Annotated in this window: 26 protein-coding genes; 11 read left to right on the forward strand and 15 right to left on the reverse strand. The window is 43.8% G+C overall.

Translation table 11 applies throughout. From position 1 onward, the window contains the following. Positions 1 to 85 precede the first annotated feature (85 nt). The 9 genes from AC4PHM_RS00180 to AC4PHM_RS00220 form a co-directional block, all read right to left on the reverse strand. Positions 86 to 736, reverse strand: a complete 651-nt coding sequence (locus AC4PHM_RS00180) for an HAD family hydrolase (RefSeq protein WP_492018882.1) — start codon at positions 734 to 736, stop codon at positions 86 to 88. Between the two features lie 270 nt (positions 737 to 1,006). Then, positions 1,007 to 1,300: an energy-coupling factor ABC transporter substrate-binding protein gene (locus AC4PHM_RS00185; RefSeq protein ID WP_492018884.1), complete on the reverse strand. Its 294-nt coding sequence runs from the start codon at positions 1,298 to 1,300 to the stop codon at positions 1,007 to 1,009. Beyond that, complete coding sequence (locus AC4PHM_RS00190; RefSeq protein ID WP_492018885.1) at positions 1,297 to 2,049, reverse strand: energy-coupling factor ABC transporter permease; 753 nt, start codon at positions 2,047 to 2,049, stop codon at positions 1,297 to 1,299. The genes AC4PHM_RS00185 and AC4PHM_RS00190 overlap by 4 nt, the downstream gene beginning before the upstream one ends. 86 nt (positions 2,050 to 2,135) lie before the next feature. After that, on the reverse strand, positions 2,136 to 2,909 hold the full coding sequence (locus AC4PHM_RS00195; RefSeq protein WP_492018886.1) for an ABC transporter ATP-binding protein: 774 nt from the start codon (positions 2,907 to 2,909) through the stop codon (positions 2,136 to 2,138). Further along, on the reverse strand, positions 2,909 to 3,685 hold the full coding sequence (locus AC4PHM_RS00200) for an ABC transporter permease (RefSeq protein WP_492018887.1): 777 nt from the start codon (positions 3,683 to 3,685) through the stop codon (positions 2,909 to 2,911). Before AC4PHM_RS00200 ends, AC4PHM_RS00195 begins: the two co-directional genes overlap by 1 nt. Before the next feature lie 11 nt (positions 3,686 to 3,696). Continuing rightward, positions 3,697 to 4,716, reverse strand: a complete 1,020-nt coding sequence (locus AC4PHM_RS00205) for an ABC transporter substrate-binding protein (protein WP_492018888.1) — start codon at positions 4,714 to 4,716, stop codon at positions 3,697 to 3,699. Between the two features lie 45 nt (positions 4,717 to 4,761). Then, positions 4,762 to 6,873 carry an anaerobic carbon-monoxide dehydrogenase catalytic subunit gene (gene cooS, locus AC4PHM_RS00210; RefSeq protein ID WP_492018889.1) on the reverse strand — a complete coding sequence of 704 codons (2,112 nt, stop codon included), beginning with the start codon at positions 6,871 to 6,873 and terminating at the stop codon, positions 4,762 to 4,764. A 171-nt stretch (positions 6,874 to 7,044) separates the two neighbouring features. Beyond that, on the reverse strand, positions 7,045 to 7,494 hold the full coding sequence (locus AC4PHM_RS00215; RefSeq protein WP_492018890.1) for an RrF2 family transcriptional regulator: 450 nt from the start codon (positions 7,492 to 7,494) through the stop codon (positions 7,045 to 7,047). Between the two features lie 82 nt (positions 7,495 to 7,576). Continuing rightward, on the reverse strand, positions 7,577 to 8,059 hold the full coding sequence (locus tag AC4PHM_RS00220; protein ID WP_291404812.1) for an RrF2 family transcriptional regulator: 483 nt from the start codon (positions 8,057 to 8,059) through the stop codon (positions 7,577 to 7,579). 298 nt (positions 8,060 to 8,357) lie between these two features. Here AC4PHM_RS00220 and AC4PHM_RS00225 point away from each other — a divergent pair, with 298 nt between their 5' ends. The 3 genes from AC4PHM_RS00225 to AC4PHM_RS00235 are packed head-to-tail and all read left to right on the forward strand — an operon-like array spanning position 8,358 to position 11,715. Then, complete coding sequence (locus AC4PHM_RS00225; RefSeq protein WP_492018891.1) at positions 8,358 to 9,437, forward strand: Fe(3+) ABC transporter substrate-binding protein; 1,080 nt, start codon at positions 8,358 to 8,360, stop codon at positions 9,435 to 9,437. Then, entirely contained in the window at positions 9,437 to 11,098 is a 1,662-nt protein-coding gene (locus AC4PHM_RS00230; RefSeq protein WP_492018892.1) for an ABC transporter permease, read from the forward strand. The genes AC4PHM_RS00225 and AC4PHM_RS00230 overlap by 1 nt, the downstream gene beginning before the upstream one ends. Further along, positions 11,095 to 11,715, forward strand: a complete 621-nt coding sequence (locus tag AC4PHM_RS00235) for an ABC transporter ATP-binding protein (RefSeq protein ID WP_492018893.1) — start codon at positions 11,095 to 11,097, stop codon at positions 11,713 to 11,715. Before AC4PHM_RS00230 ends, AC4PHM_RS00235 begins: the two co-directional genes overlap by 4 nt. Positions 11,716 to 11,831: 116 nt before the next feature. Here AC4PHM_RS00235 and queF read toward each other — a convergent pair whose 3' ends face one another. The 4 genes from queF to AC4PHM_RS00255 all read right to left on the reverse strand — a co-directional run bounded on the left by queF (position 11,832) and on the right by AC4PHM_RS00255 (position 14,238). Next, complete coding sequence (queF, locus tag AC4PHM_RS00240; protein ID WP_492018894.1) at positions 11,832 to 12,329, reverse strand: preQ(1) synthase; 498 nt, start codon at positions 12,327 to 12,329, stop codon at positions 11,832 to 11,834. Positions 12,330 to 12,410: 81 nt separating this feature from the next. Next, positions 12,411 to 13,094: a 7-cyano-7-deazaguanine synthase QueC gene (gene queC, locus AC4PHM_RS00245; RefSeq protein ID WP_492018895.1), complete on the reverse strand. Its 684-nt coding sequence runs from the start codon at positions 13,092 to 13,094 to the stop codon at positions 12,411 to 12,413. 51 nt (positions 13,095 to 13,145) lie between these two features. Then, positions 13,146 to 13,814: a putative 7-carboxy-7-deazaguanine synthase QueE gene (gene queE, locus AC4PHM_RS00250; RefSeq protein ID WP_492018896.1), complete on the reverse strand. Its 669-nt coding sequence runs from the start codon at positions 13,812 to 13,814 to the stop codon at positions 13,146 to 13,148. Continuing rightward, positions 13,801 to 14,238: a 6-pyruvoyl trahydropterin synthase family protein gene (locus tag AC4PHM_RS00255; RefSeq protein ID WP_492018897.1), complete on the reverse strand. Its 438-nt coding sequence runs from the start codon at positions 14,236 to 14,238 to the stop codon at positions 13,801 to 13,803. The genes queE and AC4PHM_RS00255 overlap by 14 nt, the downstream gene beginning before the upstream one ends. Before the next feature lie 356 nt (positions 14,239 to 14,594). On the opposite strand from AC4PHM_RS00255, the gene AC4PHM_RS00260 reads away from it, so the two are divergent. The 5 genes from AC4PHM_RS00260 (at position 14,595) to AC4PHM_RS00280 (ending at position 18,212) form a co-directional block, all read left to right on the forward strand. Then, positions 14,595 to 14,966, forward strand: a complete 372-nt coding sequence (locus tag AC4PHM_RS00260; RefSeq protein WP_492018898.1) for a hypothetical protein — start codon at positions 14,595 to 14,597, stop codon at positions 14,964 to 14,966. Positions 14,967 to 15,063: 97 nt separating this feature from the next. After that, positions 15,064 to 15,591: a hypothetical protein gene (locus AC4PHM_RS00265; RefSeq protein WP_492018899.1), complete on the forward strand. Its 528-nt coding sequence runs from the start codon at positions 15,064 to 15,066 to the stop codon at positions 15,589 to 15,591. Continuing rightward, positions 15,591 to 17,096 (forward strand): hypothetical protein, encoded by a 1,506-nt coding sequence (locus AC4PHM_RS00270; RefSeq protein WP_492018900.1) that lies wholly within the window; start codon positions 15,591 to 15,593, stop codon positions 17,094 to 17,096. Before AC4PHM_RS00265 ends, AC4PHM_RS00270 begins: the two co-directional genes overlap by 1 nt. A 530-nt stretch (positions 17,097 to 17,626) precedes the next feature. Continuing rightward, positions 17,627 to 17,887, forward strand: coding sequence for a nucleotidyltransferase family protein (locus AC4PHM_RS00275; RefSeq protein WP_492018901.1), 261 nt, complete (start codon positions 17,627 to 17,629; stop codon positions 17,885 to 17,887). Further along, entirely contained in the window at positions 17,871 to 18,212 is a 342-nt protein-coding gene (locus tag AC4PHM_RS00280) for a HepT-like ribonuclease domain-containing protein (RefSeq protein WP_492018902.1), read from the forward strand. Before AC4PHM_RS00275 ends, AC4PHM_RS00280 begins: the two co-directional genes overlap by 17 nt. A 97-nt stretch (positions 18,213 to 18,309) precedes the next feature. On the opposite strand, the gene AC4PHM_RS00285 is transcribed toward AC4PHM_RS00280, so the two are convergent. Together AC4PHM_RS00285 and AC4PHM_RS00290 are read right to left on the reverse strand one after the other, a co-directional pair. Next, entirely contained in the window at positions 18,310 to 19,755 is a 1,446-nt protein-coding gene (locus AC4PHM_RS00285; protein ID WP_492018903.1) for a peptidoglycan DD-metalloendopeptidase family protein, read from the reverse strand. A gap of 418 nt (positions 19,756 to 20,173) precedes the next feature. Continuing rightward, positions 20,174 to 20,737 carry a helix-turn-helix domain-containing protein gene (locus tag AC4PHM_RS00290; RefSeq protein WP_492018904.1) on the reverse strand — a complete coding sequence of 188 codons (564 nt, stop codon included), beginning with the start codon at positions 20,735 to 20,737 and terminating at the stop codon, positions 20,174 to 20,176. Positions 20,738 to 20,932: 195 nt separating this feature from the next. Between AC4PHM_RS00290 and AC4PHM_RS00295 the strand changes: the two genes are divergently transcribed. From AC4PHM_RS00295 to hutH, 3 genes are all read left to right on the forward strand, one after another. Next, a complete protein-coding gene (locus AC4PHM_RS00295) occupies positions 20,933 to 21,724 on the forward strand; it encodes a histidine racemase CntK family protein (protein WP_492018906.1) in 792 nt (263 codons plus the stop codon). Positions 21,725 to 21,891: 167 nt separating this feature from the next. Next, on the forward strand, positions 21,892 to 23,211 hold the full coding sequence (locus AC4PHM_RS00300; protein ID WP_492018907.1) for a Na+/H+ antiporter family protein: 1,320 nt from the start codon (positions 21,892 to 21,894) through the stop codon (positions 23,209 to 23,211). Positions 23,212 to 23,303: 92 nt separating this feature from the next. Then, on the forward strand, positions 23,304 to 24,836 hold the full coding sequence (hutH, locus tag AC4PHM_RS00305; protein ID WP_492018908.1) for a histidine ammonia-lyase: 1,533 nt from the start codon (positions 23,304 to 23,306) through the stop codon (positions 24,834 to 24,836). Positions 24,837 to 24,839: the final 3 nt, after the last annotated feature.

Consider the following 24,839-nt stretch of genomic DNA (forward strand, 5'->3'; position numbering starts at 1 on the left):
GTTTCATAGACCGCTGAATGCTATACTTAAGGTGGAAGAGACGAATTAAATATGAATAATGCAAAGACAACTGCATTTTACATATTTAAAATGTAATCAGGCCCATCAAATCCATTGGCCTCTCAATGACAAAATCCGCTTCAAAAGTCGCATAGTGGTCTTCATGAAAGAAGGTCCAGCCTACCAGAACAGATTTGACACTGGCGTTCTTCGCCGCGAGGATGTCACTGTGGCTGTCTCCCACGAACAGGGCTTCTTCCGCAGACACACCCAAATGGTCAAGCGCGGTAAGAATCCCTTCCGGATCAGGCTTGCCTTTTACGACATCGTCCGCGGTGATGGCAGCGGAAAAGTACTTGCCAAGATCGAACTTGTCAAAAGCGTGATGGACACCTCGCGCACCCTTGTTGGTTACGGCCGCCATTTGGATGCCACTCGAAAGCAAAGCATCGAGGAGGCCTTTCACGCCTTCGAACAGGTGAGTACGTTCGTCCATATGAGCTCTGTAATAGGCTTTATACGAGGCGACGAGCTCCTGACTTCGCTCCACTGAGAAAAAGGCCATTTGCTCCTCCAGGGTCTTTCCATAGACGTGATGGAGCTCCTCCGCGGTGGGTGTTCTTCCAAGGCATTCCTTTATAACGTGCTGAAAGGTGTCAAGAATTAATTCGTTCGTATCTATCAACGTGCCGTCGAGGTCAAAGATCACTGCTTTGATGGATGCTTTTATTTTCATTTTGATTCTCCTTGTTTTGTTTCTCAAAATAATGGAGAGCATTCTTCGATGATTTTTGCTGCTCATATACTCAAATAATAACATTTTTCGTACTGCACTCAAAATCATTAAGCGTGTTCTCGCACATTCAAAAAGCCCTCATCCTTCCCAATTATAAACGACTGGGAAGGATGGGGGCTTTTGCAGTTGGGTCATAAGAAAGAAAAAACTCAGCAGAATTCATTGTTTTATTGATTCAGTGAAGCAGGCAGGTGAAAGCCTCGCTATACTTTACTGTTCCGTGGTCTTCTGCAGCTTCAGATCCCTCTGAGGCAAGTGACGTCCCCAGATAAATCCAAGTGTCCCAGCGCCAATTGCAGCCTGCAGGCTGAAAATCAAAGACTCCACCTCGGTGCTGGGCGGCTGAAACAGGGGTTTCATCCAAGGGTTATAACCTGGATTGATGCGATTTATTGCATTCAGAGCAATAGCATCCGCACCTTCAAAAAGTGCGCCTTGCTGTGACAGCAGCGTCAGGAGTACAATGCCTGCCGCTGATGAGAGTAATAACAAATTTTTTTTCATTCCATGCTCACCCTTATAGTGCCTAACCCCGCGGGTTCACCAAAATTCATTGACTTCACAAGGGTAATCGCCACCACAGACAGCAATCCTTCAATGACCCCCAAGGACACCTGAGTCACAGCAAAAATGTTAAAGAACTCAATGAAAGAGGCCATCACAATGCCTTCAGACGGATGCGCCAGCGCCAGCTGAAAGGCTGTCATCATATAGGCTGCGACATTTCCTATAAATACGGCTGAAAATACGGCAATACCTTGATGCTTAGCGATCTTATTGACCGCTTTGAAGACAAAATAGGTCGCCACTGGACCGACTATACCCATAGCAAAGACATTTGCGCCGATGGTCGTGAGCCCGCCATGTCCAGCGAAAAGTGCTTGATATAAAAGGACAACAAAGCTGACAGCGGTCATAGCCAGTGGTCCCAGCAGCATCGTACCAAGGCCGACACCTGTCAAATGCGAACTGCTTCCGGTCACGGACGGCAGCTTTAAAGAGGAGAGCACTAAGGCAAATGCCATACTGAGAAGAAGCATGGTCACCCAGCCCGAGGTTTCGCGGGATTTCCTGCGCAGGGTTATAAAGCTTGCCGTTAGTACCGGAAAACTTAAAAGCCCCCAAGCCACAGCCCACGCCGGCTGAAGATAGCCTTCCACAATATGCATTGCGCCGGATGGAACAGGCGCGCTGGCAAGTAATGCGATCGCTGCCGAAGCAGCGATGATTCTTTTTTCTAAACTTGAAAACACTTTATTAACCTCCTCGTATGCTTATTATTAAAAGTAAATTTTCCTTAGCATCAAAATAATTTCCATTTGCAGTAGAGTTGTTGGATCTACAGAATGTAATCCCATGCGTCTTCACCCTTAAACTCAAACGCCTTAAAGATCTGATCCCTGATCCTCAAAAACTCCGGACTTGTTCGATCCCGTTTTCTGGCCAGCGGAACCTCCATCACCATTTTGACTTTACCTGGACTTGGCGTCATGATGATGATGCGGTCCGCAAGAAACACCGCTTCTTCAATGTCATGGGTGACAAAAATAATTGTTTTCCTTTTTTTCTGCCAGATCCTTTCAATTTCGTCCTGCATGTTCATGCGCGTCATGGCATCCAGAGCACCAAGTGGCTCGTCCATCAGCAAGATCTCCGGATCCACTGCCAGGGCTCGCGCCAAAGCGACGCGCTGCTGCATGCCGCCGGAGAGTTGGCCGGGATGGTGTTTCTTATATTCAGTGAGCCCAACCAGTTCAATATATTCCTCTGCCAGTAGCTTGCTTGCTTTTGCGCTCATCCCGCTGGCTTCCAGCCCTAAAGTGACATTTCTCAGTACACTGCGCCACGGCAGAAGACCATAATTCTGGAAAATCGCGATTCTTTCCACAGAGGGCTGGGAGACCTCCTGACCCTTGACGCGAATACTTCCTTGGGTGGGTCTGTCAAAGCCTGCCACGAGGTTCAGCAGCGTTGATTTGCCGCAGCCGCTGGGGCCCAGCAGACAGATAAATTCACCCTCCTCGATGTTCAGGCTGACACTGTCCAGCGCGGTTGTGTCCTGCCCGTCGTTTCGATGGTAGGAGCGCGACGCATTGTTAATCTCAATAAACATTAAGTCCGCCCCCCTTCCGGCAAACTGCCCCACTGTTTTTCTATAAAGCGCTCGATGAGCCGCACAAAGCGGTCAATAAAATAACCGGAAATCCCTATGAAAATGATGCCCGCCAGTACCAAATCCGACCGCAGCGCATTTCTTGAATCAATGATCAAATAGCCAAGTCCGGACTGGGCGCCTACCATTTCTCCGGCGACCAAAAATACCCAGGCGGAGCCAATTGCCATATGGAGGCCGTTTATGATCATGGGAAAGGCGGCTGGCAGAATAATCTTAAACAGCAGCTGAGGCTGACGAATCCCAAAGTTGGCGGCAACTTTTAAGTACAAAGTGTCCACGCGGTTGACGCCGGCTACGGTCGACAACAGGATGGGGTAAAAAGCGGCGGTAAAGATGATGACGACAGCCGGTGCATTGCCAATGCCAAACCAAAGTATGATGAAGGGAAACCACGCAATCGGCGACACCGGTCTTAATACTTGAACGATAGGGTCCACAAATGCCCAGGCCTTCTTATACCAGCCGAAAATAAGACCGAGCACAATGCCGGAGACCGCTGCGGCCAGGTAGCCGGCGAAAAATCTTCCCAAACTGATCCATACATGAGTCCAAAGCGTCCCATCCTTAATCATTTCCAACATGCCCTGCCAAACCTTCCAGGGGGACGGCAGCAGCGACGGCTCAAAACGACCCGACGCAGCTATTGCCCACCAGACTCCAATCAGTATGCTGAGGCTGATCACTGCTCTAATGCATTGTTTCACATTTTTCATCACATCACGGCTCACTTTATGCTGTCTACGAGGCTGGTATCGACAAAGTCGCTATAGGCCGGCGGAGTCTCGATCAAGCCCATTTCCTTCATATAGAATGCCAGCTGATTGTAGTCCGCTTCCTCAAGTCTCAAGTTGTCGTAGGAAATCCACTTGAGCGACAGTTCCAAAACATCAGGATCCACCTTCAAATACTTTGAGGTGATTTCGCCGATGGTCGCATCCTTGGCTTCAGCCAGCTCCCCAGCCTTGATGTAATCCGACACAAAGGCTGCCGCGGCGTCAGGATATTTCTCAATGAACTCATTTCTGAGGATCAAGCCACAGCATACAGCATTATTCCAAAGGTCCCCAGACTCATACAGGGTTTTCCCTACGCCGCCGGCAACTGCCTTCGCGCCAAAAGGCTCTGCGACGATATAACCCGCAATCCGGCCTTCAGAAAGCGCGGCAGGCATTTCGGGCGGCGGCAGCTCAATCACTTCGATATCGTCATAAGTCATGCCATTGTTTTTGAGCATCAGATGCAGTAGTACATTGTGTGTGGACAAGCTGTGCGGGATCGCGAAAGTTTTTCCCTTCAAATCTTCGACCTTATTTATTTCTTTGGAGACCACAACCGCGTTGCCGTCACGGTGGCCAAGCGCGACAGCCTTAAGATCGATACCTTGGGTTTTTGCCTTCATGGCCAGTTCGATCAGCATTGAAGCGCCGTCAATGTTTCCGGTATTGAGGGCATCAACGAGTTCCGTCCATGAGCCAAATTTCACGAGTTCCAAATTGACGTTTTCAGACTTCAGCGCCTTAATTTCGTCTTCGACGAAAAGAGGCAAAGCATGAGTGATTGGGAGATATCCAATTTTAACTGTGACAGGGTCATTTGGTTGTGCCGGCGCATCGACAAGGGCAGGGGACTGCGACTCTGTCGCTTTTTTGGAATCTTTATCGGTACTGCAAGCCGAAAGGCTGACAGCGGTTACGACCATCAAAGTTAAAAGACTTAGCAAAATGAGAAATTTTCGTGTCTTCATGCGGTTTGCACCCTTTCAATCTAGTGTGAGTAAATAGTTCTATGGCTATGCCCAGCCCAATTGGCTGCGGCGCGCTTTCAAGTCCTGAACGATTTTGTCGCCAAGCTTGATCGGATCGACCTCGACGACCATGACGCCGCCCAGTGTCTTTCCGGTATCCTCATACAGGTACTTCATGACGTTGTCTGAGCCATGAACAGGAGGATGAACGGCGTGATAGGAATTTAGTCCAAGCATCCTGAAGCCAAGTGAAGCACCAACACCCTTTTCATTAGACCATTCCGGGCTGGCGAAAGCGAACGGCATTTCCTTGAGATCTTTGCCGGAAGCGTCTGCCAGCGCTTTAAACAAAGCGGAAGCTCTGGCGTTGTCAAGACATTCGCCCATGTGCCATACCGGCGGCAAATCTGGCTCAAGGAAGGTTTTTAGGGAACTGCCTGTCTTCTCTAATGCTGAGGTGTGGCAATATCCAAGCTTCAGAAGAGGGAATGAGGCGCAGCCGTTCGTCAGCACCAGGAAGTTGTTTTCAATGAGTGTTTGCGCGATGTCTGTCACGGCTTTTTCATAAACCACTCTAGGATTGTTGCAGCCAACCAGATTGACTATGCCGGCAATCTTACCGGATTTCAAAGCCTCCGCGATCACTTGTATACTTCCAAATCTGCTGACCGCATACTCCAGGGAGAATCCGACCTCGGCGTCCACTTCATACTGTGGTATAAAGACTGGCACATCTCTTCTTGAGGCAAAGCTCTCTATAGCTCTGTCTATAATTTTTTGAGCCAGCGCTTCCGTTTCGTGCAAGTTGGAGTGGTGGTGGTCATAGGCGTAATGTTCCGCACCCGGCAACCGTCCGGAGTCGCTTGTGGTCACAACCGTTGTTTTGAAGCAAGCGGCCACTTCCATAATGGAAGGGAACACGTCCTGTACATCCGCAACCCACAAATCAAGGGCTCCGGTGCCCAGAACCAGCTCAGCGCCAATGGCGTTAGACAACGGAATCACGCCGCCGTATCGGTACATGGCAGATAACCCAGAGCAGCAAATGCCATAAAACTGAATGCCGTGGGCGCCCTGCTCTCTGGCTTTCTGAATAAACGCTTCACTTCTGCCTTGTTTGACAATTTCGCTGACGAGGACCGGAGAGTGACCGTGAACCGCGATGTTCACGTAGCCTTCCTTAATCCCGCCGAGATTACATTTGACTGTGCTGCGCTCCGGCAGACCAAATAGACTGTCCATAGCAATGGAAGATCCCAGTACACTGCTCCAGGCAAAAGCCAATCCGCAACGCAGAAGCTGCTTCATGACATTCTGCCAGTCGCCGTCAGTTCCGGTTCCCGTGCGGTGCAGAGACTCAAACACTTCGTGATAAGCGCTGATTGGCATAATGTCGAGAGATTCCCAAACCTTAATTCTCTCCGGCGCTGCGAAAGCATGCAGCGTTTTGTGCTTGGAAGGTACAGCTCTGGAAAGGTCCTCCAGCAATAAATCAGCGAGTTCTCCGGCAACGGTTTCGACTGATTTGCCTTCTGTCAGAATGCCCAGCTGCGCCGCAGCTTTAAACACTTTGTCCACCCCGGCGATGGGCATATGTAAACGACCATCGGCAGAAGCCTTTAAAGCCAGCATGACTTCCCGGCCCCTGGCGCCATGGGATGCGGTGCCTGCAGCAACCCACCGCAACAAATTTCTGGCGACGATTAAATCCGCGTCGGCGCCACAGACACCGCGGGGACTTTTCTTCGTGATCCGGCACGGGCCCATGTTGCAGTTTTTACAGCAAATACCGGCCATTCCAAAGCTGCAGTGGGGCTTTTGGGCGTCGAACCGATCTAAAGGGGTCTCGAGGCCGGACTTTTCAAAGTGGACCAACATGTCTCTGACCGCAGGGTCCGGAGTTTGGTTCAGGACGTCCTCCCTGGTAGAGAAGGTCTTTCTGTATTCAGCTATGGCCTGAGCGTAATCATTAACCGGCGGTGTTGAGGTATGGACTGTACCGGACCGCCCATCTTGAGGGTCCGCATGAGTGTGTTTGTGTTCATGGTCATGGTCATGTGTGTGCTCATGCCCGTGGGGGTGGGCGTGGCCATGATCGTGGTGATGGCTGCTGCCTTGGATCTTTCTGTGATATCTGCGTTGTTCGTGTCGGATCATCTTCATCACTCCTGGTTCTGTATTTAGGGGGAAAAGGCGCTTGATTTGATAAAACCTATAAGACTTGTCGTGATTAGCGGATATATTTTGACTGTCTCTATAACCATAACAGTCAAATGTGTAGATTTTATAGTTATCCTATATAATTTGTCGTGATTTACTTAAAAATAGTTATATGTAAAATTGTCCGTCTCCAATTTGATTGGAGACACGGTAATGGTCCGCCATGTCACGCAGCGTTCTGGAATCGACAAGCCCCTGAAGCGCCTGATTCATTCTGTCCCAAACAGTTTCATGAAGACACTGCTGAAGCGCGGTGCGCTGGTCTGACGCTGTGCCTGAAAGTTCATCCGCAATGTCAATAGTACCTTCCAGTGCATGAAGCACTTGGCCGATGGTGATTTCCTCAGGTGCCTTAGCCAGACTATAACCACCGTTTGGGCCTTTGAGGCTCAGGACGAGCCCTGACTTTTTTAAGAGGGAAAACACATACTCCAGATAATTGAGTGAAATTCCCTGTCTGGCCGCGACCGCACTCAGCTTAACCGGGCCCTCTGTGGCATAGACGGCCAAGTCGATCATACTGCGCAGTCCATACCTGCCTTTTGTAGAAATCTTCATGAGTGTTCACCTCATTTAAGCGTACTATTCCTATAGGATTTATATAAAATTACATTAGGATCGTCTGTTTGTCAATCCTGAATTATAAAAAATATTCAATTAATTCATTCTTTTGATCGCTGGGTTGACTGTCGGCATCCTGTCTCGCAAGCTCTTCGGTGCAGTTCATCAAGGCTTGTACAGTGATATTTTCTGCGATTTCTGAGAGCAAATTGTACATTTCCTCCCAAAGGGGCCTTGTGGTACAGTTTTCTATTCGGTCACACGGCAGCTTTGATTCGGGCAGTATGCAGTCCACCGGCGTCAATGGACCCTCTAAGGCTTTCAGAACCATCAGGACATTTATAGATTCTGGAGGCAGTGCCAATGCATAGCCACCGTTAACGCCGCGGGTACTGTCAATGATCCCAGCGCGCCGCAGCTTTAAAAAAATCTGTAGGATGTAAGTCTCTGACAGACTTAGCCTGGCAGCAATTCTGTTTATGCTGACAGGACCTTCTGAGGCATGCATCGCCAAGTCCACCAGAGCTTCCAGACCATAACGGCCTTTGGTTGAAATCTTCATAGGGCTCACTCCAATAGGATTGATTAGATCAACGCGCATTTCCATGACTATGTCTTGGGGGGCTTAATAATTTATTATCTCACAAATTATGCTGGGACGGACGTATTAATCACTCAAGAAAGGTTAGATTTTCAAACACTTTCAGTCCAGTTTAGGAATTGTATTGTTTTTAATAACTATCACAACATTGTCGAAAAAAGTCGAGCATGTTTAGATTTAGGGTTGACGTCGTTTTTATTGTATGCCATACTTGCGATGTGAAAAAGATAATCATTATCAATTACATCGGAGGGTCAACATGAAATTATTTGGAGCAATAACACTTACATCACTTACCATACTCACCGCCCTGTTTCTTGGAGGCTGCGCACCAGTGCCGGCAGCCACTGAGCCTGCGGCGCCTGCAGCGGAGGCATCAGCTGAGACTCAAATCGTAAATTTATACACAGATCGCCATTATGATTCGGATGATTTGCTCTACCAGAGCTTTACAGAGGAGACTGGCATCCAGGTCAATGTAGTCAAAGGCAAATCGGATGAACTGATCGAGCGTCTCAAGACAGAGGGAACAGATACTGAAGCGGACTTGTTTATTACCGCGGATGTCGGTCGACTTTACAGAGCAGAGAGCGCTGGTCTGCTTCAGCCCATCGAAAGCGAATTGCTCACCACCAATATTCCTGAGAATTTGAGAGATCCGGATGGACACTGGTTTGGCCTCACAAAGCGCGCCCGCGTGATTGTCTATGCCAAGGATCGTGTAAATCCTGATGAACTTTCCACTTATGAGGCTCTAACGGATTCGAAATGGCAGGGACGTATTCTCGTTCGAGGCGCGGACAGCATTTACAATCAAACTTTGCTTGCGTCATTGATCGAAACCGTGGGTGAGGCAGAAGCCAAAACCTGGGCAGAAGGCATCGTTCGAAACCTCGCCAGAGAGCCCAAAGGCGGCGACCGGGATCAGGCAAAGGCTATTGCTGCTGGCGAAGGTGACATTGCCATAATGAACACTTATTATCTGGGACTCATGCTGAATGGCGCAGATCCTGAAGAGCAAAAAGTGGTAGAGGGCTTAGGCGTCTTTTTCCCGGATCAAGAGGGAAATGGCACGCATATTAATGTCTCTGGCGGCGGGGTAGTCAATGGTTCAAAAAATATGGACAACGCCGTTAAACTCCTCGAATTTTTAGCCAGTGAAAAAGCGCAAACCTCTTATGCACAAGCGAACTATGAGTATCCAGTGCTCAGCGGTGTACCGGCAGCTGACTTCCTGAATTCACTGGGCACCTTTAAAGAACAAACCCTTGATCTTTCCAGACTGGGCGAGTTAAATGCCGAGGCTGTCAGGCTGCTTGCAGAAGCAGGCTGGAAGTAATGACTTTCGGACAAAAAAGAAGAAAGGTTGGCGCTGTCAAATCGCTGGCCTTTCTCTGTCTCATTTTGATCAGTCTGCCGGTGCTGGCAATACTATTCAAAATTGAACTGGCAGCGACGCCGGAGTGGCTGCATTTCAAGGAATTTTTACTCAAGGATACGGTTTACAACACCGTTTATCTCATAGTGTTTTCGCTGTTCTTTTCTGCAGTGCTGGGTGTCTTGGCCGCAGTTTCAGTGGCTCTTTTTGACTTCCCCTTGAAGCGGTTTTTCAAGTGGTTTTTCTATATGCCGCTGGCCATACCGCCCTATATAGCTGCCTATGTGTTCGCAGGCATGACAGGTTATACGGGGGTTATCCAGCGGACCCTGAGGGCTTATGAAATCCCATTTAAACCTGAGCATCTGGATCTTATGAATCTCCGGGGTGCTGTGCTGATTTATGCGATCACACTGTTTCCCTATGTGTATGGACCTGTACGCGCATTTTTGGAACATCACGCGGGTGGGATGATTGAAGTGTCACGTGTTCATGGCCATTCGCCCGTCAAGATTTTTCTGAAAGTGATCCTTCCTTTAGTGCGGCTGCCGATGGTCGGCGGACTCACCCTCATCATGATGGAAATTTTGGGTGACTACGGTGTGGTGCGCTACTTCAACATTCGCACAGTGAGTTCGGCGATCTTCAGTTCCTGGTTTGGATCCGGTACCACCGCGGTGGCGCTGCGCCTGTCGTTTTATATGATGCTGTTGATTGTGGTCTTTCAAGGCTTTGAAAGCTTCAACCGCGGCCGAAGGCGCTATCACATGTCCGGTCAACAGCCCAGACTTTTGGAGCCCATACCGTTAAAGGGTATGTTACGCTACGGCGTCACGCTGGGACTCCTCATTGTTTCTCTCGTCGTATTCTTGATCCCTGTGGGACAGATGGCTGTCTGGTCAGTGAAGTCCTATAGTCTGGTGAGGTTGGATCAACTCTTTCAAATTATTTACAACACCTTATTCTATAGTATCCTTGCCAGTCTGATCATTTTGGCCATCAATCTGCTGATAGTACAAGTGCGGCGCTGGCAGTTCGATCAAAGAGGCAAACTTATGGATCAAGTAGTTCAGATGGGGTACGCTATTCCCGGCGCAATCATTGCCATAGGTGCCATGGTCATTTTCGTGGGTTTGGACAAATGGCTCTATCCGGTCTATGTCTTGTTCAATCCCGAATCAAAAAAACTTTTATTGAGTACGAGCACCGTGCTGCTGGTCTATGCTTTTGTCGTGCGCTATATGGCTGCGGGTTATAATAGTGTACACTCAGGATTTTCGAAAATAGGCACTAAATATAGCGAAGCCGCATCAACCCTTGGGAAAGGAAGATTTTATACGCTGGTGAAGGTTGAGCTTCCCATGGTCAAGACGTCTCTTATATCCGGGTTTTTGCTGACCTTTATCGATATTTTGAAGGAGCTGCCACTGACCTTACTGCTGAGGCCATATAATTTTAATACGCTGGCCAGCCGTGCTTATGAATATGCCAACGACGAACGCATTATGGAGGCTTCTGTGCCGGCACTGATGATTGTCACTCTCAGTGTCGCAGCGCTTTTGATCTTTGCGGGTATTCATCAGAAAAAATATAAAAGGACCCAGGAAGAGGTGAAGCCATGAATTTGTCTATAGAGCAGCTAAACTTTCAGTATAAAAACTCAAGGGAACGGATGTTTGAGAAATTTGCTCTCAGTGTTCAGGAAGGGCAGATTCTCGCGATTCTTGGAAAGAGCGGGAGTGGCAAAAGCACATTGCTCAGGATCATTGCGGGACTGGAAGAGAACGCTGAAGGGATTATTCGCATTGGAGAAAAACTTGTGCAAAGCCGGGATATTTTCGTTCCTGTTGAGAAAAGAAAAGTAGGCTTTGTATTCCAGGATTATGCCTTATTCCCGTTTATGACGGTGTCTCAAAATATTGCCTTTGGAATGAAGGTCAAAGATAAGCGAAAGCTTGAATCGCTGTTCAGCCTGGTTCAGCTTGAAGGACTGGAGAAGCGCTACCCCCATGAACTCAGCGGAGGGCAGCAGCAACGAACCGCCTTAGCCCGAGCCCTGGCAAGAGAACCGAATTTGCTGCTGATGGATGAGCCGTTCAGCAATCTGGACAGCGCATTGGTCATGGATTTGAGGGAGGATTTAAAGACTATAATAAAGAGTCAAAGAATGACAACCCTCCTGGTGACCCATGATCCGAAAGATGCTTCAGCACTTGCGGATCGAACGTTGATGTTGTGAGATGAAGGGACTGCATCAGATTTCAAATAAAGCTGCAATCAAAGAAAAAACCATTCACCGCTTTAAACTGGATCACAGACTGATCCATTTTAAGCAATGAATGGTTTTTCTGATTTTTATCTGTTGTCCACCTTCTCCGGATACAAATCATGGTTTGCCATCCGGTTGAAGGCGACTTCCTGCCATCTGGTACCCGCTTTTCCGTAATTGCAGTAGGGATCAATGGAGATGCCGCCTCTAGGCGTAAATTTACCCCAAACCTCAATATATTTGGGATCCATCAGGGCTATCAGATCTTTCATAATTTTATTTATGCAGTCCTCGTGAAAATCACCGTGGTTGCGAAAACTAAACAAATAGAGCTTCAGCGACTTGCTTTCCACCATTTTTATGCCAGGAACATAGGAGATCGTAATGGTGGCAAAATCCGGCTGTCCCGTGATGGGGCAAAGACTTGTGAATTCGGGACAATTGAACTTAACAAAATAGTCATTTTCCGGATGTTTATTGATAAAAGTCTCCAGCACAGACGGATTATAGTTCATGTCATATTTTGTCCCTTGGCTGCCTAAATGTGTGATGCCGCTTAATTCCACAATTTTTCGTTCTGTCATATTACCGTGTCCTTTCAATAGAGTTTTAGTTTGCACCGCCCAAGACTGAAGTTCTGAGTATGCGCTATTGTTTGATTTAAATTAAAAGTCCATAAGGGGATCTCGGACACCGTTCTTCTCAAAGGCATCGATCCTGTCCAGACAGGTTCCACAACGTCCGCATGGTTGGGCTTGCCCTTCGTAACAGCTCCATGTCAGCTCGTAAGGGACCTTTAAGTCAAGTCCGGTCTTAACCACTTGTTCCTTGGACATTGAGATAAAAGGCGCTTCAATCTTGAGCTGCTCTCCGCTTCCTATGAAAACAGCCAGGTTCATGGCTTCGTTGAAAGCATCGCTGCAATCTGGATACGCATTGCCAGCTGCGTCATCACTATGCGCGCCGTAAAAAATCAAACTGCATTTTTTGGACAAGGCAATGCTGGCAGCCGATGACAAAAACAAACCATTGCGAAACGGCACGTAAGTGGAGACCGGTTTCCCATCCAGTTGTTCAAGCTGCTTTGCATAGGATTCTTTTGCGATTTCCTTGTCTGAGTGCGCTATAAGTGTCGAATCACTGGACTCAAATATTTTTGCTAAATCTAGCTGCATGAGTTCAACCTGATAGTACGCCGCAATTTTCTGCGCTGCTTCAATTTCTTTTAAATGCTTCTGCCCATAGGCTATGGACAGAGCCACAACATTGTCACGGCCATATCGATTTACTGCCAGACCAAGGCAAGTGGTGCTGTCCACGCCGCCGCTGAGGAGTACAAGTGCTTTCATTTCATAACCATCCTTTAACTTTATTTCGTCGCCTTGAGGTTTCGCCACAAATTAGACGCCTTTCTCATTAGGATCCCAAATGACTTTATGCATTTGAAGCTGTAAGTTTACGCCGTTCATGTGATGGTCCTTCATCAGTTCAACGATTTCCTTCAGGCTTATTTTTCCGAAGACAGCACTGAGGTAGACATTGCATTTTCCAACGAGTGCATGCCTGTGAATGATGTCCCTTGCAACATTAAAATCTTCCAGACTCCCAATGACAAATTTCACGGTATCCCTTTTGGTTAACAGATCAAAATTTGAGACCAGCATGCTGGATTCCATTAAGCTCCCCGGGAGTTTGTAGTCCATGGTGAAGACGGGCGGGATGCTCATCTGAGTGAAGGGGGATAAATCAATGCTCCCATTTGTTTCAATTTCGACGTTCAAATCAAGATCAGAGGTTAACAGCGTCAGCAACTCTATAATATTAGGCTGGAGAAGTGGCTCGCCGCCTGTCAGCGTTACATTTTGGATCCCGGTCGACTTAATATAACGGTAGAGGTCGACCTCTGACATAGGTGTAAAAGCGGCATTTTCTGTGTTTGCCCATGAGGTGTCGCAGTAAGAACAGGCAAGATTACACCCTTGAAACCGAATAAAAACTGCCAGTTGACCGGCTAAAGGCCCTTCTCCGTTGATACTCACAAATTTTTCAACCACTTTATACTGCGCCATGAGGATCCTCCTCATAGGAAGCGGAATTTGTAGGTGTTTCATAAACCGTGGCAGACTTAACCTGATAGCCCTTGCTCGTCATTCGGTCGTAAAAATATTTCGAAAACCTCTCGGCAGTGGGGCGGAAATCGACTTCAACAACATGAAAGGCCTCATCGATCAACGCGGTGAGGGTTGAAGGTTTTAATGAACCCTTTTCAATAATGAGCGCATGGTCAAAATAATCGACCTCTTCTTTAAGATCCTTTTTCAGTTTTGAAAAATCGACAATCATGCCATCTAACTGCGCGTCTGTATTCAGGCTGGCACTCATGATTTCAATTATGACACGCCAGCGGTGCCCATGAATCTGGCGGCATTTGCCTTCGTAATTGGCGAGGAAGTGGGCTGAATCAAAGCTGTGTTCGGATTTTAAAACATACACGGAGCACTTCATCCTTTCGATAAAATAAAGGTCTGGTAAAATAACAGCAGCACGCAGTCCTTGGGCTAAACGCAAAAAAAGGACGCATGAACTATGCCTCCTTTAATATCGCTTCAAAAAAAACAATATAAAAATAAGCCCTAGTTTTGTTTATAGACAGGATGGTGCGAATGAACTGTCTTTGTACGATTCCTATGAAGTATATCATCAGTAGCAGGGTGAGTTCAAGTGTTGTTTAATGGTGGCGTTCTAAACGACTATGACTTCGTTTTGTTTTTGCCGATGGTCATTCTTGGATACCCCGTAACAAAACCTGCACCTCGATCGTTATTATGTATGAAGGGGAGGGATTGAGCATGAGAAAAAAATTGTTGTTCCTTTTTTTGGTTCTAAGTTCTCTAATAGTTCTAGGCTGTTTATACAATGTACAAAATAAAGTCATCATTCGATTTCAAGAGGGCGACAAAGAAATCAATTCTATATTAAAGCAGGCTGAAGTCTTGGGAATTATGTTTGAGTTAAGTAAGGCTCAGATTAATGAGGATCAGAAAGTTTTGACCCAACCACCAAAAGTAAAATTTTGGATAGAATCAGAAGATGTCAGAATTAATTATTCGATTTGGAAATTGTCTACAAAAATGATAATATTTAATGAGAATAATAGACAAGTTTATAATGTTTACTTCAATGAAAGTGACTATCTTTATAGATACTTCGGGAGTAAGTGAATAGCTAGTGTTTAAGCGATGATTTGCTAACTCAAAAAATTCGTGACAAAAACAATCATGTGACTGACCACTAAGAGAGATGAATGGAGGATAACAAATGATTACAGACTATGTCTATGCTCTTCCCATGATCCTTCTTGTAATTTTCATTGAATATAAGAAAAAGTTATTTTTGCGAGAGGCGAACGTGAAGGAGGTGGCCGTACGAAATATTAAACCAAATCAAATTCGCTTGAAAACCTATGCTTATTATGTTTTTGCTTTGTTATTCACTTTGGTTTTTAACGATATTGCAGAGGCAGTTCGTGAAAACGTCGATCCGAGGTTTATTGGGCCGCTGATTACCTCCTTTGTTCTGGCCTTCATGGTTGTGTCGCTGGTTCTTCTTAGAATGAACATGGATTTCTACATTAAAGAAAATGTGATCCATTTCTTTTACAGAGGCAATGTGAGTATACCTGATGAGGCCCGAGTCGAAGGAAATTCCAAAACTAAATCAACCACAACCGTTAAATTGATAGGAAATTCGGAGTCGGTTGGGAAGAAGTCTAGAATTAAATTACATGTTTACAGCGAAAACATAGAGCAGTTCGAAAAATACATGTCACTAGCTGCGAGGTCATGATGGCAACTCTATATGAAAGATATCAGAAACTGAATATGGACAGTTCGATAATTGGCTTAGCCCGCGGTGAGAGCGATAGCCACTACTTCTGTACGCCTAAAGGTGCAAAAGTCATTGGCTGGGCTGGTGCTGATGGTATTCATTACTGCTTCGTGCGCGGTTTTGGTGAGATGGTGTTTGCAGTCAGCCCGATGAATACCCCAGGAAACTATGTGCATCTACTTGCGAGAAATTTTAAGGACTTCCTGGGACTCCTACTGGCATGCGGAGATGCTGTGGTATTGGAACAGGTCAGCTTCATGGATCAGACGCAGTTTGATGCCTTTTTGCGGGACAATCCTGTCATTGCTGAACAGCAGACAATTCTGGATACCATTAGCGACAAGTTTGGGCTCGTACCAATAGATCAGCCCTTTGAGTATATAAAAGCGCTGCAGGCCGAGTTTGATTACAGCCGCATCAAATACACTGAGGCTTACTATGAGTGGGTTCCAGCCGAGCCAAAGACTCCAGAATGGAAAGTTTACTTTGAAGGCAACTTTTGGGGGCATCATGTCCGCGAAAGAGCCGGCAAGGAAATTGCCCTGGATAAACAGTTTGTTTGGGGTGAAGAAGTCTGGCGCATCCCATCGGTTTATATCTGCAGCAAAGGGTTGGTCATGGACTTTTGCATGCAGGTTCCGGCGGAGCGGATCCGCTCTTTTATAGACAAATGGGAGCTCTCCATTGAGAATGATCGCGCTGACTTTTCAGAGGAGAAGCGGATGCAAATCGTGACAGACAACCCGCTGAGCATTCATATAAATCCTAAAATAGTGTTGAACGGGTCGGTCCATTCATTCGCCCATGGCTGTGGCATTACGTGGAATCCCTGTTATCCGGAAGATAACGACCTGGCAGCCAAGAGTGTGATCCAGCATTACGGCTTTGATCCAACAAATGGGTGGGCAGTCTGGCGTGCTGCGTTCCCTTGGATGAAAAAACGAAAGCTCCTCATTAAGACGTTAAGCGTCACATTATTACAGGAACCGGTCGCTGTTCTAGGGCCTCATTTTCGTGCATCAACGACGGGTGAACGCTTTGATTTCGCTCACCCGACTACCGGGATACAACATACCCTGACCGTACAGGACTATAAGAGACAGAATCTATCCCCCGAGCACTTTGGCTGCCAAAATCAAGAGTTTCCAATGCATTTCATAGTCATGACTTATACGCTCACGCCTGATTTACCTGAGAGTGCCTTGATGGTCACTGATTGCGTACGTTCCGACCGACCCAGGCAGAAGGACGGCGGTCTCAATGAGCCACAGGCAGACAATAGCGCTTGTATAGGCATTATTGGCGGTGCAAACGGCCAAGCGGCCATCCAAATAAGCAGAAGCGGAGAAAGTGAGTGCCGTACAGCTTGCTCTGCTTTACACTTTGAACCTGTTGACGAGGTGGAGTGGCGGATTGTGTTCTATGAAAAGAGGCGAAATGATGTGATGGCAGTGCTGATCTAGTACAACATTCTTGAAATATCTATGCAAAAGAACGTAAAACATGCTGGCAAAATTCAGGCTTATAATTCATTTTTTGTTGCATAGATATTTCCGGAATGTACTACTAGATTTAACACAAGAGGTCATGATCTCTATTATTGGAAACACTCACAACAAAAGATAATATACTGTAAATCCTTAATGGCTCTGGTGTGTGAATCGGCGGAATTTAACTTGAAATATAAAAACTTGTATTAAACGCGCATTTTTTATATTGCAATATAAAAAAATAATAACAAAAATTTTTAAACTCCATTTTCTCACTGACTTTGTAGCAAGAAAAGACCCCGTTCAATTAGTTGAATTGGAAACAAAAGGTTTGACACAAAGGTGTTTTTGTAAGGAAATGAATTAGGTGATATAATATGAAATAGAAAAAGATTGATCAAAATTTCATCTTTGGCGCTAAAAACATGAAGAAGTAAAAGTCACAACTTTGGAGGCCAAGAATTTATTCTATAGTAGAAATTATGAATGCGTTGAACTCAAATATGAGTTCGATCGAGAAATTTCACGTAAAGAAAATTGGGGTTTTTGGCTCCTATGTTCGAGGTGAGCAGACTTCTGACAGCGATATTGATATATTGGTCGAATTTGAAGAAAACCAGGAAACACTTGATAATTATATGGATTTGAAATTTTATCTTGAGGATCTCTTTGCGAGACGCGTTGACGTAGTAATTTCAAGCGTGATTAAAGAAGCGTTGAAAAAATCGATCGTGGAGAGTGTGAAATATGCAAAGGGAGCTTAAAGCATACTTTGAGGACACATTAAACGCGATTGAAAAAATTGAGAGATACACCTTCGGGATGAGCAAAGTAGAATTTAATCAAAATGAGATAGTATTAGATGCAGTCGTAAGAAATTTAGAAATTATTGGTGAAGCGGTTATGAAACTTCCAGCTGAAGTCAGAGCAGAATATAATGATATTCCGTGGAGAAAAATAGCAGGACTAAGGGACATACTCATTCATGAATATTTTGGAATTAACATCAATATAATTTGGGATGTTGTAGAAAATAAGCTGAGTCCGCTTAAGAAGGTAATGCTGGATTTAATGAGCGATTATTCATAAATAAGTAATCTTATTTTGTTTAAACGTATACGATGATTTATGAACAACAAAAAAGGACCATGACTGCGAAGTCATGATCTTTTTTTGTTCCGAACACTCACTTCATGAGCTCCAGATAATTATCCTTGGTAATGCTCCTATCATAAAGTATAAAGCCCGGTTCTATATTAAACTGATAATAAGACATCGTGAAATGAAGGTGTGGCCCCGTGGAAAAACCGGTCGATCCAACGGTTCCAATTAACTGTCCGCGTTCTACAATTTGCCCTTCTGAAACAACTAATTTATCAAGATGAAAGTAAACACTGAACAGCCCTTCACCGTGGTCAATAACAATGCTGTTGCCTGTTAAGATCAGCGGCATTGCCAAAGTAACTTTGCCTGTGTTGGCGGATAATACTTCAGCGCCTCGAGGCGCAGCAATGTCTATGCCAGAGTGCCTGTAAGTTGTTAGAGCGCCGTTGACAGTTCGCGACTCGCCAAATTCAGTGGTAAGCCTTCCGCGAGTGGGCAAGATAAAGGCTTTTGCATAATATTTTTCAGGTGAAGACAGCTCCCGTGAAGGGGTGAAATATTTATTGTATTCAGCATAGGCATCATCATTTCTTGTACTTTCTTCAATATTGGGATCCACTGTTAGTTTTTGAACTCTGAAATCCCTAGCAACAATTTCAATATCCTTTGATATTTTGATGCCGGTTTCAGAATCGATAAATTTAAGACTATATCTGCCAGGAGCCGTACTGTAGTTGGTTGGGATATACCCTTGGATCACACTGTTGTGATCAAACCATTTGAAATTTGGATACAGATTTTGAACCAGTGATAGTTCAGAACCACTTGCTGCATGATAAATTGAGATCTTTAATAAATCGCCCTGTTTAAGTGTGGTTTTAGAAAGCACAATATTTAGGGGGAGCTCGGGATCTGTAATAATGCCCAGTTTTACGAGGAGCTTATAAGACAACACTGCAGCCTCCGCCCGGCTGGCATAGTGTTTAGGCGCAAAGGTTCCGTCCGTATAACCTGATATGAAATCCAGTGCAACAGAAGCAACTGCGTTCTCGTAATAACCAGGGGATACGGCCCCCATGTCACTTAATCTTGAACTTGCTTCATTAAGGACTACAGGATCCGGCAGCTTTCTGGACTTAGTATAAGCATTGACGACGATACTGGCCATTTCTTCTCTTGAAATATTATTGTTGAAGGTGGAGTCATCCATAGCCCCGTATTCATTCGAGCGGATCAGGCCAGCTTCAATGGCTGCTTCAATGAAGGGTTGCCCCCAGTACTCACCTTGAAATGGAGTTCGAACAGCACCCCCTTGTGAATTGACGATGATTGCAATAAATTCAATTCTTTTGATGCTGTCATTGGGTTTGAAAGTGCCATTCGGATAACCGGATACAGCATTGTAGGTTGAAACTGTTTCTACATAGGACTTAGCCCAGTGGTTCTCAATATCTCTAAAATTTGCGGCAAAGGAAGGTGCTCCAACAGATAATATTGATCCGGCAATAATTGCAATTGCCAAAATCAAAGTGAATATTTGGCTTCTATATTTATAGGACATTTGTTGTGCTCCTTTCGAACAGGTTCAGAGTGAATTTTTTATTGTACATTAATGATATTATATCTCATTTTCCGCCGAAATAGGTTTGCTTATAAATATTCAATAGAGTCATTCGTGGCTTGAGTAACACTCCAACGAAAAACGGCCCATGGCATAGTCATGATTCTTTTTTGGGAAGACCCCACATCAATTAATAAAATACACCCTCCCCAACCTATTGTTCAATTATTAATAGGATGGGGAGGGTGTATTTTTATTTTTGAGTGTGCAAAAGGTATATTCGTGCACCCGAGCGAGGTGCAATACAGGGATCCTTCAGTTTATCTTCTTAATAAGTCAATTATCCATTTAGAACTTTATGATTGCGTTAAAATGTCAACAGTATTTATTCATTAATCTCTCTACGGACACCTTGAATTACCCAAATTGCTTCACATGGTGAGTTGTTCGGATTTCTGTACTGGTATTTTAATCCTGCTTTTAAATAAATACTATCACCTTCATCTAAAATATAAACAGTATCATCTACCGCAAGTTCCATACGTCCTTTTATTACGAGAGCAATTTCATCGTAAGGATACTCATTCGATAAATAACCAAAATCACATTTGTTGTCCATTTTAACGACCAAGATCTGAAATCTATTTGTTGAAATAGAAGCCAGTTCATATTTAATATTTGATTTTCCTGAAATAGTGATCTGATTTCTTTCATCTTTTTTAAAAACAATTTTCTCTTTTTGATTTTCGTTTGTACACTGCTGTAATAAATCTACAAGATGCACGCCTAAAGCATCACATATTTTAGTTAATGTTGAAAGGGTTGGGCTATTTACATCACGTTCGATATTACTCCAAGCCGCAGGTGATAGATCTACACTTTTTGAAATATCTCGAATTGAAAGTCCTTTTTCAATTCGTAAATTTTTTAATTGTTTGCCAATATACATTTCACACCTCATGTCAATATAACTTTTGTGAGTCGACAACTATAATACTATACAATACAACAGAAAAATAGACAAAATAGAAAAAAGTACTTGATGTCAAATAATACGTAAAGTATACTGTACAAAAAGAGGTAAAAGGACAGTATAATAAACAAAACGGTTGTTTGCTTCTAAAAAACTATGGTGGTGAATGAAATGAAATTGAACTATGTAAAAATTAGCCCGTCACAAAATATGACAATTTTAATAACAGATTTTGTTGATTCGAAAGATTACGTTAAAGTAGCAAATTCAGTGATGCGATATGAATCTTTATATGCAGAGCAAGTTGGGTTTGTAATACCACCCAAACATAATGACTCATGTGTTGGTATCTGGATGGCGGGTGGAGAGTTTTGTGGAAATGCACTTTTATCAGTTGCTGCATATAGCAGATATAAAGGTATCTGTGCAGAGGATAATTTCTTTGTCAGTTCATCCGGTTCAAACAATTCTTTGAAATGTAAAACCACAGCTGTAAACTCCAATCGCTTTAGAGTTTGGGGGGAAGTGCCAAATCCACTCGATGTATTACCATTGGATATTGATCTGAACAATAAGGTTATATCAGGAAATTTAGTCGTAATGAATGGTATTAGTCATTTTATCACTGACTACGCTGTTCAAAAAGAAGAGTTTGATGAAATTATGGATTCGTTAATTGACAGGATCGCAGCAAACGCACTAGGCATCATTCCATTTAAAGGACTTGACGAAACGAACTTTGAAATCAAACCATATGTTTATGTAAAAGATACCGGTTCGAGATATTTTGAAAGAGCATGCGGTTCTGGAAGTCTTTCGCTCGGGATTCATCTAAATAATTATATGGGAATAAAAAGTGCAAGGGTTCATCAAAGTGGCGGAATTATTGACGTCGAAGTTGCTGATAAAAATTACATTTCAACTGAAGTTACAATCATCAGTGAAGGAACAGTATACATTTAATAAAATATCTTGGTTTATTATGGTTGTTGAAAAATAAGAAAATTCTTCAAGGAAGTTCAATGACCATTATGTCGAATATCTAGAGGTGATATATTAGCGATTCGTTATTTGTTGTAAAGAATCATGAACAGTGCATTTTCGTAAAATTTGAGATTGGTGGAAAATTCATGGAATTACTTACAAATCCTGTTGTTATCTCAGTTGTTGTTATGACCTTATTGTGCCTATTCAAACTAAACGTAATTATCTCTTTAATTATTGCTGCACTTGTTGGTGGCTTCGCAGCCGGAATGCCTCTTGAAGCTACCATGGAAGCACTGATCGGAGGAATGGGCGGCAATGCTCAAACAGCTTTAAGTTATGTGTTACTCGGGGCATTAGCTACTGCAATACATAAAACACGCTCTGCTGAAGTACTCACCTTAATGATAGCAAAATTGATTAAGGGTAGAAAGTACTTATTGCTTGTCATTATAGCAGTTGCAGCTATTTTATCTCAGACGCTTATTCCAGTGCATATTGCATTTATTCCGATTTTAATCCCTGCATTGCTGCCTCTAATGAATCGTCTGAAACTTGATAGGAGGGCAGCGGCATCTGCGCTGGCATTTGGACTTAAGACACCATATATAACCTTACCAGTTGGATTTGGTATAATATACCACAATATAATAAAAGATCAAATGGCTGCAAGTGGTTTAGATGTAACAATGGATATGATTTGGCAATCAAACTGGATTGCGGGTTTAACAATGCTTGCAGGACTGGTAATTTCAATCATCATATATCGAAAACCAAGAGTTTATAAGGATATTGAAGGAATTGATGACGTAAATTTCGACAATTTAGAACACAATGGTAATTTGAAGGTTACGAAGGTTCATTATATCACTTTATTGGCAGGTGTTTCTGCTCTAGTAGTTCAACTTACATTAGGATCATTACCACTAGGTGCCATTATTGGTCTTGGCATCATGGTGGTAACACGCGTAATTAGGTGGAGTGATATAAATGAAATGGTAGATGGTGGCATTCGAATTATGGGATTCATTGCATTTGTAATGTTAATTGCATCAGGTTATGCTGCGGTTATGAGAGCTACAGGAGGTGTTGAAACACTTATTACAGCTTCAGCTAGTATTATTGGCGGAAGTAAATTTATTGCAGCATCAGTAATGATATTACTTGGGCTTCTGATTACTATGGGAATTGGCACATCTTTTGGTACGGTTCCAATTCTTGCTGTAATTTATGTTCCTCTAGCTATGACACTCGGTTTCAGTGCAAAAGCTACCATTCTTCTAATTGCAACAGCAGCGGCTCTTGGTGATGCAGGTTCGCCGGCATCTGACACAACTTTGGGCCCAACAGCGGGATTAAATGCAGATGGTCAGCATGACCATATTTGGGATACTTGTGTTCCAACATTTATAGCTTATAACATTCCTCTGGTGATTTTTGGAATTGTTGGACCCCTAATATTGTAATAAAAAAATAAACTTATAAAGTTGTTCATTAATATTATTAGTCTTTGCAGATGAATGTATATGCTGTTTTTAAAAGATAAGGAGTGTTATCAATGAATATAATTAAAATTGATGGTCAAAATTTGACAATTCAAGATGTCATAAATGTTGCTAGGTTCAATGTTGCAGTTGAACTTGACAAAGCTGCTGTTGTTTCAATTAATAAATCTCGTGAAATTGTTGATCAATTTGTAAGAGAAAAGAGAAATATTTATGGAATAACAACTGGGTTTGGAAAGTTCTCAGATGTTCCAATTTCTGAAAACGAAACCAAAGAATTGCAGCGCAACTTAATTGTCAGCCATGCTTGTGGGGTTGGTCCTTTTTTCAACGAAGAAACATCTCGAGCTATAATGCTGTTAAGGGTAAATGCTTTAGCGAAAGGATACTCTGGAATAAGACTGGAAACAGTATTAACTCTTATTGAAATGATTAATAAAGGGGTTACTCCATTGATACCTGAAAAAGGTTCACTTGGAGCAAGTGGTGATTTAGCGCCCTTATCACATATGGCATTAGTTATGATTGGGTGCGGAGAAGCAATCTATAATGGCGAAGTTTTACCTGGAAAAGCAGCTATGGATAGAGCAGGAATACCAATTATCGAACTGACTTCAAAGGAAGGACTTGCTCTGATCAACGGCACACAAGTTATGACAGCAGTTGGTTGTTTAACGACATATGATGCCAAACAGGTACTTAAGCTTTCTGATATTAGTGCTGCATTAACAATTGAAGCGCTCACTGGAATTGTTGATGCATTTGATCCGCGTATTCACAGGGTGCGGCCACACAAAGGTCAAATTGATACTGCCTCAAATCTACTTAGGATCCTTGAGAATAGCGAACTCACGACCCGACAAGGTGAGGTTCGAGTTCAGGATGCATATGCACTGCGTTGTATTCCTCAAATTCACGGTGCAAGCAAAGACGCTATAAACTATATAGCAGAAAGAATTGCGATAGAAATTAACTCTGTCACTGATAATCCAATTATATTTCCTGAAGATAATGTAGCGATTTCGGGTGGGAACTTCCATGGTCAACCAATGGCGCTGCCGTTTGATTTTCTAGGAATAGCTGTCGCCGAAATTGCAAATTCATCAGAAAGAAGGATAGAAAGACTTGTTAATCCGCAATTAAACAATGGATTACCAGCTTTTCTAACTTCAAAAGGAGGATTACATTCTGGGCTAATGATCGCTCAATATAGTGCAGCATCATTAGTATCTGAGAATAAGGTGCTGGCTCACCCCGCAAGCGTAGATTCTATACCGTCATCAGCCAATCAAGAAGATCATGTCAGTATGGGTACAATTGCTGCAAGAAAAGCTAATGAAATTCTCAAAAATACAATTTACGTTCTTGCGATCGAGTTAATATCTGCTGCTCAGGGCATTGACTTCCGAAATCCATCAAAACTTGGAAAAGGATCAAAGGCAGCATATAATGAAATAAGAAAATCCATTCGAATGATGGAAGAAGATAGAGAAGTTTATCTCGATATTCGCAAAAGCGAACAGATTATTAGAAGTTCAAAAATCATTGATGTTGTAGAATCTATTGTTGGAGAATTAGACTTATAGAAA

It is taken from the genome of Acidaminobacter sp. QWL-03 (assembly GCF_058683855.1).